The organism is Mycoplasma zalophidermidis (assembly GCF_018913985.1).
Classification (GTDB): domain Bacteria; phylum Bacillota_I; class Bacilli_A; order Mycoplasmatales; family Metamycoplasmataceae; genus Mycoplasmopsis; species Mycoplasmopsis zalophidermidis.
Map to the genome: position 1 here is coordinate 1 of NZ_JAHMHK010000009.1, position 15473 is coordinate 15473.

Annotated in this window: 13 protein-coding genes, 1 tRNA gene, 1 other RNA gene and 1 pseudogene; 6 read left to right on the forward strand and 10 right to left on the reverse strand. The window is 30.6% G+C overall.

Features of this window, described 5'->3' with window-relative positions:
* From KQ878_RS03525 to KQ878_RS03550, 6 genes and pseudogenes are all read left to right on the forward strand, one after another.
* Nucleotides 1–545, forward strand: a pseudogene (locus KQ878_RS03525) (Mbov_0401 family ICE element transposase-like protein); the annotation flags it as partial.
* Nucleotides 546–1122: 577 nt separating this feature from the next.
* Nucleotides 1123–3480 (forward strand): DEAD/DEAH box helicase family protein, encoded by a 2358-nt coding sequence (locus tag KQ878_RS04470; protein ID WP_216567959.1) that lies wholly within the window; start codon nucleotides 1123–1125, stop codon nucleotides 3478–3480.
* Between the two features lie 113 nt (nucleotides 3481–3593).
* An RNA gene (rnpB, locus tag KQ878_RS03535) (RNase P RNA component class B) lies at nucleotides 3594–3872 on the forward strand.
* 194 nt (nucleotides 3873–4066) lie between these two features.
* A complete protein-coding gene (gene ychF / locus KQ878_RS03540; RefSeq protein WP_216505485.1) occupies nucleotides 4067–5167 on the forward strand; it encodes a redox-regulated ATPase YchF in 1101 nt (366 codons plus the stop codon).
* A gap of 18 nt (nucleotides 5168–5185) precedes the next feature.
* A tRNA-Trp gene (locus KQ878_RS03545) sits at nucleotides 5186–5259 on the forward strand.
* A gap of 129 nt (nucleotides 5260–5388) precedes the next feature.
* Nucleotides 5389–5823 carry a hypothetical protein gene (locus KQ878_RS03550; RefSeq protein WP_216505486.1) on the forward strand — a complete coding sequence of 145 codons (435 nt, stop codon included), beginning with the start codon at nucleotides 5389–5391 and terminating at the stop codon, nucleotides 5821–5823.
* Nucleotides 5824–5844: 21 nt separating this feature from the next.
* On the opposite strand, the gene KQ878_RS03555 is transcribed toward KQ878_RS03550, so the two are convergent.
* From KQ878_RS03555 to KQ878_RS03600, 10 genes are all read right to left on the reverse strand, one after another.
* Entirely contained in the window at nucleotides 5845–6240 is a 396-nt protein-coding gene (locus KQ878_RS03555; protein WP_216505487.1) for a hypothetical protein, read from the reverse strand.
* Between the two features lie 106 nt (nucleotides 6241–6346).
* Nucleotides 6347–6787, reverse strand: coding sequence for an ATP synthase F1 subunit epsilon (gene atpC, locus KQ878_RS03560; protein WP_216505488.1), 441 nt, complete (start codon nucleotides 6785–6787; stop codon nucleotides 6347–6349).
* The gene (gene atpD, locus KQ878_RS03565) at nucleotides 6762–8216 is read right to left on the reverse strand and encodes a F0F1 ATP synthase subunit beta (protein ID WP_216567960.1); all 1455 of its coding nucleotides are present in this window, start codon (nucleotides 8214–8216) and stop codon (nucleotides 6762–6764) included. Before atpD ends, atpC begins: the two co-directional genes overlap by 26 nt.
* 9 nt (nucleotides 8217–8225) lie before the next feature.
* Entirely contained in the window at nucleotides 8226–9077 is an 852-nt protein-coding gene (gene atpG, locus KQ878_RS03570) for an ATP synthase F1 subunit gamma (RefSeq protein WP_216505490.1), read from the reverse strand.
* Nucleotides 9078–9079: 2 nt separating this feature from the next.
* Nucleotides 9080–10663 (reverse strand): F0F1 ATP synthase subunit alpha, encoded by a 1584-nt coding sequence (atpA, locus tag KQ878_RS03575; protein ID WP_216505491.1) that lies wholly within the window; start codon nucleotides 10661–10663, stop codon nucleotides 9080–9082.
* Nucleotide 10664: 1 nt separating this feature from the next.
* Nucleotides 10665–11213: an ATP synthase F1 subunit delta gene (gene atpH / locus KQ878_RS03580; protein ID WP_216505492.1), complete on the reverse strand. Its 549-nt coding sequence runs from the start codon at nucleotides 11211–11213 to the stop codon at nucleotides 10665–10667.
* Nucleotides 11213–11758, reverse strand: coding sequence for a F0F1 ATP synthase subunit B (atpF, locus tag KQ878_RS03585; protein ID WP_258451704.1), 546 nt, complete (start codon nucleotides 11756–11758; stop codon nucleotides 11213–11215). Before atpF ends, atpH begins: the two co-directional genes overlap by 1 nt.
* 1 nt (nucleotide 11759) lies before the next feature.
* On the reverse strand, nucleotides 11760–11993 hold the full coding sequence (gene atpE, locus KQ878_RS03590; RefSeq protein ID WP_171110806.1) for an ATP synthase F0 subunit C: 234 nt from the start codon (nucleotides 11991–11993) through the stop codon (nucleotides 11760–11762).
* A 9-nt stretch (nucleotides 11994–12002) separates the two neighbouring features.
* Nucleotides 12003–12767 (reverse strand): F0F1 ATP synthase subunit A, encoded by a 765-nt coding sequence (locus KQ878_RS03595; protein ID WP_216505493.1) that lies wholly within the window; start codon nucleotides 12765–12767, stop codon nucleotides 12003–12005.
* Nucleotides 12755–13183: a hypothetical protein gene (locus KQ878_RS03600; RefSeq protein WP_216505494.1), complete on the reverse strand. Its 429-nt coding sequence runs from the start codon at nucleotides 13181–13183 to the stop codon at nucleotides 12755–12757. The genes KQ878_RS03595 and KQ878_RS03600 overlap by 13 nt, the downstream gene beginning before the upstream one ends.
* Nucleotides 13184–15473: the final 2290 nt, after the last annotated feature.

A 15473-nucleotide genomic window follows, 5' to 3' on the forward strand; every position in this document is an offset into this window, starting at 1 on the left:
TAAACAAAAATAGCATAATTTTTAAGGGCGATGGAGCCAGATGAATGAAGTCTATTTCACAAAAAATAGGGGTCAAATATGTGCTTGATTATTTTCATTTAGTTAAAAAAATTAATGAAACTTTTGGATTTAATCACTTCGCTTCGAAGGAGAATAAGAAAGTTTTTACGAACTGATATAGTGCAAAATATCGACTAAGATGGGTCGAACTATTTCGCAAAATTTTTAGCAAAAACGATAAGCTTGGTTATGAAGCATATGTTAATTTTAGAGATAATTTTATCTTCGAAGCTCGACAAAAACAGATAAATAATAAATGTCTTTTAGCTGCTAAAAGACTATTTTACTTCATCGAAAATCATAAAGACCAGATATGAAATGATGAGAATAAGATATGCCTGATTGCTAGTTATACCGAGCATTTTGTCTTCAATTATTTTAAAAAACACATTAAAAAAATGAGCTCAACTTTTGGTTTGAGCTCCATTAAAACAAAAATAATATATAAAAACCTGAAAAAAGGTGTTGGCACAATATTTTTATAAATTTTGATTATTTTTTATTAGTGGTACAGGTTTGTGAAATTAATAATTTAGATTTTACTATAACATAGTTATAGTAAGAAATAAATAAAATAATTTTTGTAGTAGTTATGGAGCAGTTTTTAAAAAGTGGTACAAACTTGTACCACAAAAACTGAAAAACTCTATTATTACAAAGTAATAATAGCAAGGTATAAAATGGTGCTTCGGTTAGAAGCTTTGTACCATTTGTTGCCTTGCCTTAAAAGGCGTACGCGCGCGTGCAAAAGAAAATTTTATTTTTTTGCACCAGTTTTTAAAACGCAAAAATCTTAAAAATTTCTGAAAAAAATTAGGTATAATGGTATTAATCAAAAATTAACTAGTTAGGTTTTCAGCTAACACACTAATTTTTTACCGATCCGTTTTTAATATCGTTAAATATAATACTTCAATAAATAACACAGAAGACGACAACATCAAAATCAAAAGTATATTTAGAAATTCTTTAACATATTTTGGAATTAACGATAATTCATTAAATAATTTAGATATCTTAAGAGATTTACAATCATTAGAAATATATGAGAAGAAGGCGTAAATGAAATTAACAAATACGCAAAATAGAGCAGTCGGAGAATTAGTTGACCACTGTGTTAAAAATTATCTTTCGGATAAAAACTCTTCAAATAAAATTATTGAATTTAAAGCCCCAACAGGCAGTGGAAAAACATTTATGTTAGCTAATTTTATTGACAAAATGATTACAAAAAATCGTGAAATTAACAACGGAAATCAGAAAATTATTTTTATTATAGTTACATTATCATCAGCTGATTTACCTCGCCAAATGGAAAATAATATCAAAGATTATCTACCATATTTACAAAATAGACACATAAATATTCAAAGGCAAGAATCTCCGTCTACATCCGACAAAAACATTAAAGATAAGGATGTGAGATTTTTTGCCGAAAACGAAAAAGTTCTTATCTTTGGTTCGTCATCTTTTGGTAAAAAAAGACTATTCACGGAATATGGACTATTTGATGCTTTTCTACAGCAAATAGAAAATCAAGATTACAAGTTAATTTATATCAGGGATGAAGCACATCACGGTGGTTTGATTAATAATAAAGATACAAAGGATTATGAAGAAAAATTCGAATCAAAAGTTCAAAAAGCAGCAAACTTCGTAGTCAAAATGACCGCTACCCCAAAGGGTGGTTATGAACAAGTTGTAATTACAGAAGATCAATTAAGAAAAGACAACATAGTTCTTTTAAAAAATAATTTAATGTTTAATCACGGAATTTCTAGGATTAATTTTGAAGAAGTTTCAACCGAAGAAATATTAGAAGTAGCATGTAAAGAATTTAGAAATATAAAAGACAACTTTTACAGCGATAGTAAAAAAGAACCCGGTTTAGTTAACATAAACCCCGCAATGCTAATTCAAGTAACAGACAAAATAAGCAAAAATAAAGAAAAGTTTGAAAAAGATTTGAACATAATAACTAGTATTTTAGAAAAAAACAATCTACAATATGTTAAATATTTTAGCGGCGAGAAAATCGACTCAAAAGCAAGAAATGTTAAGTCATTAAAAGAAATATCCAAAAACAATTCCGATGTTGATGTAATAATATTCAAAGTTGGTCCTGCAACTGGCTGAAACATACCTAGAGCGTGCATGCTTGTACAAATTAGAGATGTGTCATCTGATACATTGAATAAACAAACCATAGGAAGAATAAAAAGAAATCCAAATCCAAGTTTTGATTTTGATGAAAATAGCATTGCGAACAACTACTATATTTATTCTAATAAAAAAGAAGATACACGTGAAACAATGATTTACAAACTAAAAAATGGATACGAAACAGCAACATTTGCAAGCGGTAAAATTAATCCATTACTCATAAAACAAGCAAGTAATACTCAAAAATACTATGATGATGTTTTATCAATTATGAATAAAACTGAAGTATTACAACTTGCAAAAAATTATTTAGACCATCTTGCTAAATACCACTATTTGATAGCTAAAGAAACTGAAATTAAGGAAGGCAAAATCGCCAAAAAATTAATAGAAGAAAAAATATGAAATAATATAGATTTAGAAATATTTTGCGAAAATTCAATTTTAGAAAATCAAAAACTTTTTTCTATACAATTAAAAAATAAATTAAACAATTGATTTGAAAGTGAAATTATGAATTTCAACAATAAAGTATCTATTCATTTATTTTGATACATAATTATCAAAAATTATTTGAATGATATAAGAGGTTGTCACAAAAAATCAGTTGAATTACTAAGAAAAACAGGCGACCAGAAGGAATATATTCTTAATTTCCAAAAAACATTGCCAATTTATCTTTACAATTATAAAAATAAACACGATATCACCATAATCGAAAATATTATGAAGTATGCATATGTTAATACATTAAAAGAAAAAAAACATATCCATTATTTTGATAGTGAAACAGAGTTAAATTTCATTAATCATATTACTTCATGTTTGAATGATTATCCGAATTATTTTGAAAAGGTTGTATTATGAACTAGAAACGCAGTATTTCACGGGATTAATTTTCAATATTATGAAGAATTTAATGATATTAAGAATTCTTATCCCGACTTCATTATTAGATACAAAAACAACCATAAGTCACATGATTTAATTATTGAAGTTAAAGATTTTGAAAATGATTACGATGAAAACAAAACAAAAAATATAATCACAGCTTTTAATAATTACATTGATGAATATAAAAATAATTGAATAACTAAAGATTTATCTATAATTGTTGCTTATGTTAGCGAATCAGTAGATCACAAAATACTATTTAGAGGTTCTAGCACTAGTGAAAAATTAAATGAAATTCTTAATCCCAAAAATAAAAAACCAATTTGAAGTGTAAAAGATCTATTCGAAACTATTAGTGAATAAACAATTAAAAGTTCAGGTGTAATGCCGGAACTTTTTCATTTTTGTTTAACTATTTAACTGTTGAGTCTCTAACAAGATACTATATTAATTTAAATTTTGTTATATAATCTAATCGCATTGGCCAACAGCTGCTATTAAAGTAGAGGAAAGTCCACGCTAGCACTTTCTGCGATGAAAGTAGTGTTCATGCTAAGCCCAATAAGCTTAGGCCTAGACGACTAGTGCCACAGAGACGAGAATTGTGAAACGCGGTAAACTCCATGAGCTAGAAACCCAAATTTTGGTAGGGGAATTTTCTCGAGAGAATTGAATCAAGAGAGAAAACCAGTTTACTGGTTAGATAAATTGTTGGCGCCTTATTATTTATAAGGAACAAAACGTGGCTTATAGATGCAAAATATGCGGTTACGCATATTTTTTTGCACCAAAATTACACAAAAATGTGTGTATTCGTAAAATCGTTGACACAATTAGATTTAAATATTGACTTATGAAAATTAAAATTTATTTATGTTTTTTAGTGATTTTAGCAGGCAAAATTAAGTTTTTGGTAAAATTTAAATTAACAATATATCAAGGAGGTCTCATGTCATTAAAAGCTGGGATAGTAGGTTTACCAAATGTTGGTAAGAGCACTTTATTTAGCGCATTAACTAAATATCAAGTTGAGGCAAGTAATTACGCCTTCACCACAATTGAGCCAAATGTTAGTTCAGTACCTTTAAAAGACAAAAGATTATACGAATTAGCAAAACTGGTAAATCCAAATAAAATTGTGCCCGCAACATTTGATTTTGTTGATATTGCGGGTCTAGTTCAGGGCGCTTCAAGAGGCGAAGGACTTGGAAATAAATTTCTAGGTAACATCCGCGAAGTTGATGCAATTATTCATGTTGTACGTTGTTTTGACGATAAAAATATCATGCATGTTGCAAATGAAGTAAATCCTGTAAACGATAAAGATGTTATCAATATGGAATTAAATTTAGCTGATTTAGACACAATTAAAAACGTGCTAAACAGGATATCTAAAAAGGCAAAATCCGGAGATAAAACAGCTCTTATTGAGCAAAATCTTTGTTTAAAAATTCAGGAACTTTTGGAACAAGGCAAAGCAGCCCGTGAATTAAAAGATATTAATGAAGAAGAGGCCAAAATTTTAAAAGGCTATCACCTTTTAACATTTAAGCCAATGATTTACGTAGCTAATATGTCAGCCGAACAAATTGCAGATTATGAAAATGCTACATTATTTAAAATGTTTAAAGCATCATGTTCAAGTGAAGAAAAAATCCTGCCAATTTGCGTTCAATTAGAAAGTGAAATATCACAATTAGATGAAAACGAAGCTCAAGAGTGACTACAGACATATGAAATTAAATTTAGTGGATTAGATTTATTAACTAGAGAGGCATTTGATTTATTGAAACTTAAAACATATTTCACTGTCGGACAAATCGAAGTTAGAGCATGAGTGTTTCATGATGGAATGTTAGCACCACAATGTGCAGGAATTATCCATACCGACTTTGAAAATAAATTTATTAAAGCTGATGTAATAACTTATGAAGATTTTGTCGAATTAGGTTCAGAACAAGCCGTGAAAGCTGCTGGAAAAATCCGTTCTGAAGGAAAAAACTACGTTATGAAAGATGGCGACATTTGTCACTTTAAATTCGGAAAATAATTAGCCTTAAGGCTAAATGGGGGTTTAGTATAATGGTAGTACTGCAGTCTCCAAAACTGCTTGCAAGGGTTCGATTCCTTTAACCCCTGCCATTTGACAAAAAGCTGTGAGAACAGCTTTTTTTCTATATTTTACTTATAAAATAATGGCGGTTCTAAGCGCAGCTGAGTAATTTTATTATTTATGTTATAATAAAAGAGTTAATTATGACGAGGAGAAAAATGAAAGAATTAGAAAAAGCAAAGAAAATTGCTATTCCACTATTGGTGTTACAAATTCTTGCTGTTATTTTAGGAATAATTGCTTATAGTTTAGTTATTAAGCTTGCGATGGATACCCAACCATCAACAAATAAAAGCAATAATCTTGGTGTTACATATCAAAGTGTTTACACAATATTTTTACAATTACTTCTATGAGGTTGTGGAATTGCTGGAGTTGTTTTACAAATAATATTAGCAGTTAAGGCAAGTAAATTTGATCAAACAATAATGATTTTATTAATTGTTGGTTTCGTTGTTCCAATCGTTTCGCTTGTAGGTGTAATAATGGTACTTACAAAAAAATATGTTGTTAAACCAATAAACAATAATAACGATAATAACGAATCTAAACAAGATAACCCAGTGTTTGAATTAGATAAAACCAATTTATAAAAATCGCTAGACGCGATTTTTTTACTCAATTTTACTAGTTTGATATAAATTGTACGATAAAGATTTATTCAATGCAAACATGTCTAAAATAATTGCTTGGCGATTAATGCGTTTTTTAAGCGCTTCACGGTCTTTTTCTTGTCATAATTCCTTCATTCTTTCTAGTTTATAAACAAATGAGTTAATCACTAAAATTACGCTCAAAGAATAGATGCCTATCAGGCCAAAGAAAATGGTAAAAGATAAATACATCACACTTCAAAAATCTAAATGACCAACCTTAACATCTACCTTAAAAGGGATAAATTTTTGACTTCATCCCATAACCAATAAGACTGCTAATATTGATGATATCGTCACAGTCCAAAAGTAAGGTCTTACATGAGGTTTATATTTTACAAATTTATTTTTTTCCATGTTTCTCCTTTTTCATATTATACTAATTTTATTTAAATGAATAACATATATTAAAATTACGTAACATACACAAATATGTGTATATAAGAAAAAAATAGCCCACAGGCTATTTATTAGAATTTGAGATGTTAATCCGAGCAATTGCTTTACGTAGTTGTAATTCAAATTTCGCTTTATCATCTTTGTCTGTTTCTTTAAGATGAGCTAACGCTTCTTCACGATCGCGTTTTGCCCTATTAATGTCAATGTCTTTACTGTCAATAATATCGTCGGTAATTATTTTGATTCTTTTGCTATCAGCAAACACAACACCACCGCCAATTACGCATAATTTGTAGTCGGGGTCGTTAGGTTCGTTAATTGATAACTTACCTACTGCGATATTGCTGATGAAAGGAGTTCTGTTAGGTTGAAGCATAATAGCTCCACCAGTTACTGTTGAAAGGTTAACTGAACGTACATCCCCTTCATAAAATATACCTTCTAAAGTTGAAATACTTAATCTTACAACTTGATTTGAATTATTTTTCTCTGTTGTTTGATTCATCTTCAGTTTGCTCTACATTTTCTTGAATGTTATTAGCTTTTTTGTATTCATCATATCTTTGTTCAACTTCGCTGATATCTCCAGCATAAAGGAATAAATCTTCAGGCATTTCATCATAATTACCTTCCAAAATTCCTTTAAAACTCTTAATAGTGTCTGCCAATTTAACATAAGCACCTGGTTTACCAGAGAATTTTTCAGCAACTGTAAATGGTTGAGAAAGAAAGTTTCTAATTCTTCTTGCCCGTGAAACTAATAATTTATCTTCTTCACTTAATTCCCCCATACCTAAAATTGCAATAATATCCTGCAATTCTTTAAATCTTTGTAGGATTGAAACTACGCCATAGGCAACATTGTAGTGTTCTTGTCCAACAACTAATGGGTCTAACAACTTAGAACTTGATTCTAGAGGGTCAACAGCCGGATAGATACCAAGTGCTGCAATATTACGGTCTAGAACTGTTTTAGCGTCCAAGTGATTGAATGTTGTAGCGGGAGCAGGGTCAGTTAAGTCATCAGCTGGAACATAGACAGCCTGTACCGAAGTAATTGAACCTTTGTGTGTTGAAGTGATTCTTTCTTGTAATTGTCCCATTTCAGTAGCTAATGTTGGTTGGTAACCAACGGCACTTGGCATACGCCCTAGAAGTGCTGAAACTTCTGAACCAGCTTGAGTAAATCTAAAAATATTGTCAACGAATAATAGCACATCTTGGTTTTGTTTATCACGGAAATATTCCGCCATAGTCAAACCAGTTAAAGCAACACGCATACGTGCCCCAGGAGGTTCGTTCATTTGACCAAACACTAGTGCTGTTTTGTCAAGAACACCCGATGCTTTCATTTCATAGTAAAGGTCATTACCTTCACGAGTTCTTTCTCCAACACCGGCAAAAACACTAAGTCCACCGTGTTGTGTAGCAATGTTATTAATCAATTCTTGAACAAGAACTGTTTTACCAACACCGGCCCCACCAAATAAACCAATTTTTCCACCTTTAGCGTAAGGAATCAATAGGTCAACAACCTTAATTCCTGTTTCTAAAATTTCGCTAGCAGTTTTTTGTTCTTCGTAGCTTGGTGCTTTTGCATGAATAGGCATTTTTAATGTATCTGGTTCATCACCATTATCAATAGCTTCACCTAAAACATTAAACATACGGCCTAAAACTTTTTCACCAACTGGTACTGAAATAGGTGCTCCAGTATCAGCAACCTTAACCCCACGAGCTAACCCGTTTGTTGAAACCATTGAAATTGTTCTAACTGTATCGTCACCAATGTGTTGAGCGACTTCCAAAGTAAATTTAACCCCATCGAATTCAGCAACCAATGCGTTTAGTAGATTTGGTAATTTTCCCTTAGGGAATTTAACGTCTACGACAGGACCTAAAATTTGTACAATTGTTCCATTATTTTTATTCATAATATCTCCTTAAACTGCATTTGCCCCACCCACGATCTCATTCAATTCTTGGGTGATGTTACTTTGACGTTTTCTATTGTATTCTAGATTCAAATCATCAATTAATTCGTCAGCATTATCAGTTGCTGTTTCCATTGCAGCACGTCTCGAAGCGTATTCGCTAATAACTGCTGAGGCTAAACATTTGTTTACTTTAGCTGACACGTATAAAGGCACAGTATTTATTAAAATTTCCTTTGCGCTAGGTTCAAATTCAATAACTTGATTAAGTTTTTTTTGTTGATTCTTTTTAAAGTCATATTCGTAAGGCAAGAGTTTTGAATCTTGTTCTTGTTGGACTAGGTTATTAATAAATTCATTGTATAAAACATGAATTTCACCAACTTCATTTTTACGGTATTTTTCAACCATGACTTTAGTGCATTTTTGAGCAATGTTTTTAATTTCACAATGTGCTCAACTTGTAGACTTAATAATTTGATTTTTATATTTAGCTTCCAAAATCGAAATACCTTTACTGCCCAATACTATTAATTCATCTTGGTCTGTAATTATATTTTTAACTAATTTCAAAACGTTTGAATTGTAGCTTCCGGCCAAACCTAAATCGCTGGTTATGACTAAAAACAAACGTTTTTTACTGGTTTTGGCTGCAAAATAGTCCCTTAAATCTTCAGCACTCAAATAAGAATAGAATCCACCAAAAATGTCGCTAACTTGTTGCTCATATAATTTTACTGAGTTGAAGTAGTCACGTGCTTTACGCATTTTTGATGTCGAAACAAGTTCCATAGCGTGAGTAATTTTACGAATAGATTCAACTGTGTTAATACGAGATTTAATTTTTTGTAAACTGGCCATAATTAAGCTTCATATTGGGGGCGATATTTTTCAGGCATTTGAGCGTGATCGTTAGGGTTGTAGTTTGGTAAACCTGCCACAATATCTTTCACAATTTTTACTAATTTAGTAGTTAATTTATCTTTGATTTCATCAGTTAAATCATTATTCGCATGAATGATTTCATCAATAATAATGTTACCTTCAGCTGAATTCATAAATTTAATTACGTCTTCACGGTATTTTAATATTGATTCTTTAGGTAGAGGGTTGATAATTCTTTCTTTGTTTCCGAGTAGAATTGCTACTTGTGCATACATATTAATTGGTTGATACTGGCCTTGTTTTAGGAATTCAAATACTTTTGCACCATGTTCCAAAATAGTTTTAGTAGATGAGTCTAAATCAGAACCGAATTGAGCAAAAGCTAACATTTCATTATATTGAGCTAGTTCAAGTTTTAGGGATCCTGAAACTTTCTTCATAGCTTTAATTTGCGCAGCTGAACCAACACGACTAACACTAAAACCAACATCAACTGCTGGACGTTGTCCTGAGTGGAATAGGTTTTCTCTTGTGAAAATTTGCCCATCGGTAATTGAAATTACATTGGTTGGAATATATGCTGAAATATCACCTTGTTGTGTTTCGACTATAGGAAGAGCCGTAATTGAACCACCACCATTTTCTTTATTAACACGTGCAGCTCTTTCAAGTAATTGCGAGTGCAAGTAGAAAACATCTCCAGGGTATGCTTCACGTCCAGGCGGACGTCTTAAAAGTAATGAAAGCGTACGATATGCCACAGCATGTTTACTTAAATCATCGTAAACAATTAGCACATCTTCACCACTTGCCATTCATTCTTCAGCAATAGTAACACCCGTATAAGGTGCAATGTATTGTTGGGGTGCTAATTCACTAGCAGCAGAAACAACAACTGTTGTGTATTCCAAAGCCCCTGTTTCTTCCAATTTGTGTACAATTTGCGCAACAGTTGAGTTTTTTTGTCCAATAGCAACATAAACACACTTAACATTTTTACCTTTTTGGTTAATGATTGTGTCTATTGCAATAGCTGTTTTACCAGTTTGACGGTCACCAATAATTAATTCACGTTGACCACGACCAATTGGAATCATTGAGTCAATAGCTACGATTCCAGTCTCTAAAGTTACATTAACTTCTTGACGTGTCATAACACCTGGCGCAACTTTAAAGATTTCACGTCTATTTTCAGTCTTAATAGGGCCTTTGCCATCAATTGGTTGTCCTAAAACGTTAATAACACGACCAATCAATGAATCACCAACGCCAACAGAAATAACTTCTCCAGTGCGTTTACATTCGTCACCTTCAGATAGTTTTTCAGCATCACCAAAGATAGCGATACCAACAACTTCTTCTTCAAGGTTTAAAACCATACCGTAAATATTATCTTTGAAAGCAATAATTTCACCATTTTTAGCGTTATCTAAACCGCTAACTAGAGCAATACCATCACCGATAGTAATGATTTGTCCAACTTCGGAATAATCAACGCTAGAATTAAAGTTTTTGATTCTAGTTTTGATGATTTTACTGATATCTTCTGTATAACTATTCATATTAGACTCCTTTCTTTATGATTAATGATGAAAGTTTCTCCAAATCTAATGCGATGTTTTGTTCAATGACATCGCTATCAATTTCAATTCTAAAACCTGATAAAAGTTCGGGTTTTAGAATGTAATTTAGTTCAACTTTTGAATTATATTTCTTTTCTAAAAAAGATTTAATTTTGTTCATACGTCCCTCAGATAAAGGAAAGGCAGTATAAACTTTCGCAAATTTGATGCCCAATGTTTGGTTAGAAAGACGGAAAAATTGTTTGATTATTCGACCAAGCAAAGTTGTGGCGCGACGTTGCACAACAACTTTAAAAAACTTTGCCAGTAATTCTGTATTAGGTATATTTGCGAATGTTTGATCGATAAAATCAAATTTTGTTTCCTTCTCAATATTAGGATTTGCGAGTAATTTTAAGAAATTTTGTTCTTCTTCAAAAACTGGTCAGATTTGACTTAGTGTTTGATGTACTTGTGCTAGTTCATTATTTTCTGAGACTAACTCATATAATGCGATGGCATAACCATCAATATTAGCTTTTTGATACATTATTCACCTTTAAGAAATTCGTCAATAATTTTGTTTTCGATATCACTATTGACTTCTTCTTTTAGAATTTTACGACTTAACATCGTTGCTGCTGCAGCAATACGTTTTTGGTTCTCTTCAAGTAGTTCTTGTTTTTGAAGTTTTACATCAGCTTTTGCTTCGTTTATGATTCGTTTAGATTCGCGTTTTGCTTTTTCCAAATATGTTACTAAAACTTTTTCACCTTCGTGTTTAGCATCTTTAACAACATTTCTGGCCTCGTCGTGGGCATTTAATAATTTCATGTTAGCTTTGGCCAACAATTCTTGTGAAGAGACATTAGCTTGTTCAGCTTGGTCTATATTACTTTGAATGTATTCTTGACGTTGCTTAATAGCTTTTTTGACTGGTTTGTATAAAAAGTATCACAAGATAATTAGTACCAATACAAGTGAAACCAATGTTGCCACAAACATAGGTCATGATGGGAAAAGTTTTTCAAATTTCTCAGTGAAAGCTTCAGTAATTGAAGGGCCACTAGATAGCATAACGTTATTTATTGACATATTAGTTTCCAAAAACGAATAGAAGTAGAATAGCGATTAAGAAACAATAAATAGCGGCTGTTTCAGCTAAAGCCATACCAACAATCATAATGGTTCTGATTTTACTTGCTGCCTCAGGGTTACGACCAACAGCTTCAGCGGCTCTACCGCTAGCTAGACCTTGCCCTAAACCTGTACCAAAGCATCCAAGCATACAGATACCGGCACCAATAGCGATTAATCCTTGTTTATCCATAGTTACCTCCTAGTAAATATTTTTAGATATATTTATAATATTTTGTTGATTTTTAAGTTGTTTTTTAGAAGTTTTGTTTTTACGTGTATGTATTTCAACTTCATTTGTTCAATAAATAGTTGTTAATACTGTGAATATTAACGCTTGAATGACGGCCCCAAAGATATCGAAGAACATGTGCATTCACGGTGTAACAATACATGCGAAGAAATAAAGTTGTGGACCAGGGAAAATCAACCCCCATAATCAACCTGCGGCAAAATAGACAGCAGTAACAATAACAGCGCCACCAGTGATATTACCAAACATACGACAACCTAAAGAAATTAAAGGTGAGAATTGCCCAAGAATTTCGGCTGGATTTTTAATGTAACGTAAAAAGAATCTAAGTTTTTGATATCAAAAACCAACTAAATAGATTCCAATAAACGTAACTGCTGCAAGAGTAAATGTTATTGAATATGATGTGGCAATTGGTTCTAAACCAATTAAACCAAGCATATTACCCACTAATAGGAATGTTGCTAAACCAAATATATAAAAACGAGCAATTGGCAATTTACCACTAGCAGTATCGTCGTAGGCGTTATCAATAGTTGTGACATAGTTTTCAGCTATTAACACAGTAGCAACCGGTGCTTTATTTGGTTTGGAATGTTTTTTAATCTTAATAAACACAACCAAACTAACAATAAATATAATTAGTACCGTCACTGCCAAGGAAAATAGTTGAGGTTGATTCCACATACTAAATGCTTCAATTATCTTTTGCATGGACCTCCTTTCCTTTTCTTAGGTATATTAAAAAACATGCTCAATATAACAGCAACCATTATATTGCTTAAACCTAAAGAAAATGTAAAAACATTGATAGGGAATAGCGCCATTGAATGTTTACTACCAAAATAATGGTTTATAACAAGTATTGACGCAACTAAAACCCCAACCAGAGCAATTGAAAGCACTCAATTTACTAATGCATTTGAAACTGCACTGCGTTTATTAGCAAATAAATTTGTCAAAAACGCCTGTCTAATTTCAAAACAAAGATAAGCACCACAAGCCCCGATTACGTATCCTAATACCAAAGTTGGTTGATAAAAAAAACAGCATAGACTAAAGATAACTGTCAAAACAGCGAAAAGACTTCAGTGCAATATGTAAATCCTGCCTAGAAATCTATCTTGCATCTTGCTCCTTAATATGTTACCTTAGTATTAAATACTTCTTTTATTTTAATACTATAAGCCAGACAAAAAAGAAAATAAACAAGATTTTTTAAAAGTTTTTTTATTTTTGAATAATCTTTTATTTATTAGCAAAATAACTATTTACCAATAATTGAGTTTTATAGCAAAAAATACCGTATTAGGTGATTTTTTGTCTATTATTAAACTTTTAAAAATAAATATTAATTAAATAGGTTTTATTTATAGAACTAGCTTTTTTTCCGGTATTAAAATTTATTTTTAAAAAAATAATCTTATTTAAATAATAATGTTTCGCTATTTTAAATTTTATTTAAAGTCATTCACAAAAAATATGCACTCAAATATAGAAATTATTATAAATTTAAGATACTTGTAATCAAATTAGACATTAAAATTCAATAAGAGAATTTAAAAGAAAAACTGGAATCTTCCATTAAATTGTTAATATTAAGGCCGAAAATGTATTTTTGTTTTCTTTTTTTAAGTTTACAAAAAGAGCAAAACAAGAAAGGCCTTTGCCCAAAAAAACATGAATATAAAATATAAAAAATATAAACCAGTTATTTGATTCTGACTTTAACTTGTGAGCACTATAATAGTTTATCCGCTTATTTTAGGGATTGTTATGGCATTTACTCCAATATTCGATAAAATTCTAAAATTACCTAAGCCATTAGCTGTAATTTTATCTGAGTTTAGATGTGCTTTGCCTTTGAATTCGCAATTTCATGATTATATTTGATGCATTTATACAATGATGTACCATTAATCGAAGAAGATGGTATAAGATTTTACACAAAAAGTAGAAAGCTTAAAAATTTGTATATTGATATAATATAAAACACTGTGTTTTAAAGAAATCAAAAATATACATATTTGACTATTAAAATAAAATACAGTTAATATATTGAGAAAATAACGAAGAAGTATTTAATTATATTTGTCAGAGAATAACAATTTCTTTCAACTAGATTAAAAAATAAATAGCCGAAATACATTGATAATTCTGGTTTTCATAATTATTCCTCTAATATTAACCACTGCTATTATAATTACTGCAATCTTTGGTATATTATATATTCGTACTCTTAAGAATAAACCTAAAAAAATTGTAATTGTAAATGATAAAGATAAGAATGATGACGAGAATAAGAAAAAGAGTTATAAAAGGAAATTGTTTCATGAATAATAGAAAAGATGATTATTTAAGTAGTATTTCCAGCAACAAAACCAAATTAATTAACAAATTACATAACAACCAAAACGAATGTTATTTTTTATATGGAGAAAAATAGATTGCGAATTTGGTGGTATCGATATCAACCATATATTACCTTATAAATTAAACGAAGCAGATAGTCCAGAAATGGACAATTTTACAATTACTCACGCAAGTTGTCTTAGATCAAAACAAACGAGTGACTTAAATCTGGCAAAATTGATATCAAAATATAAAAAAATAAGATAGATAAATAGATATTACACATAGATTGGTTGCTAATTATTGATAATATTTATGCTCGCTGACATTCTAATGAATGTTACAAATCATAACAAGAATTAGAATATAGAGATAAAACGAGATATTCTCACACTAAAATGAACCCATTGGATAATGAAATAGTTGTCATGCTCGCGGGGGAGTAAATTAATTGAAGTTTATTAATTGTATATGTTATGTAATTGTTCTTTATCAAAACTATGAAACGTTATTTATGTTGATATACTTTCAAGTCGACTTTAATTAGATTTAATATTAGTTTTGATAATGAATGTATAAGGCTACGAACGTAAACCTGCAGTTTAAACAATGAACAAATTTAAATCATCAAATACTTATGTCGAAACTATATTTGAACAGTTTAGTTTAATTAGAGTTAAGTTTTTAACAGTATCTAAAAGGTATTTAATTTAGAATATCGAGCGTAGCATAAATTTGCTTGATATTTTGTTTTTAATAGCCACGCATGTCGCGTAGCTGCTTTATTATATTTTTATAAATAACAATCAAACTACCTACAAACAAACCTTTTTGGCCCATGCTAAATTTAGCTTGAATTTAAGAGTTTGACTCACTAAGGATTTTAAAACAAATTTTGTTCTGCACCCTAAAAAAAATATAAAAAAAACTCCCTCCGGAGTATTATTCTCTGAAAACTGAATAGTAATTTAAAACTCATTGAAATGTATAAAATACACATTACTTTTAAACCTATTGATTTATTAGTACTGGTCAGCTCAACATATCGCTATGCTTACACATCCAGCC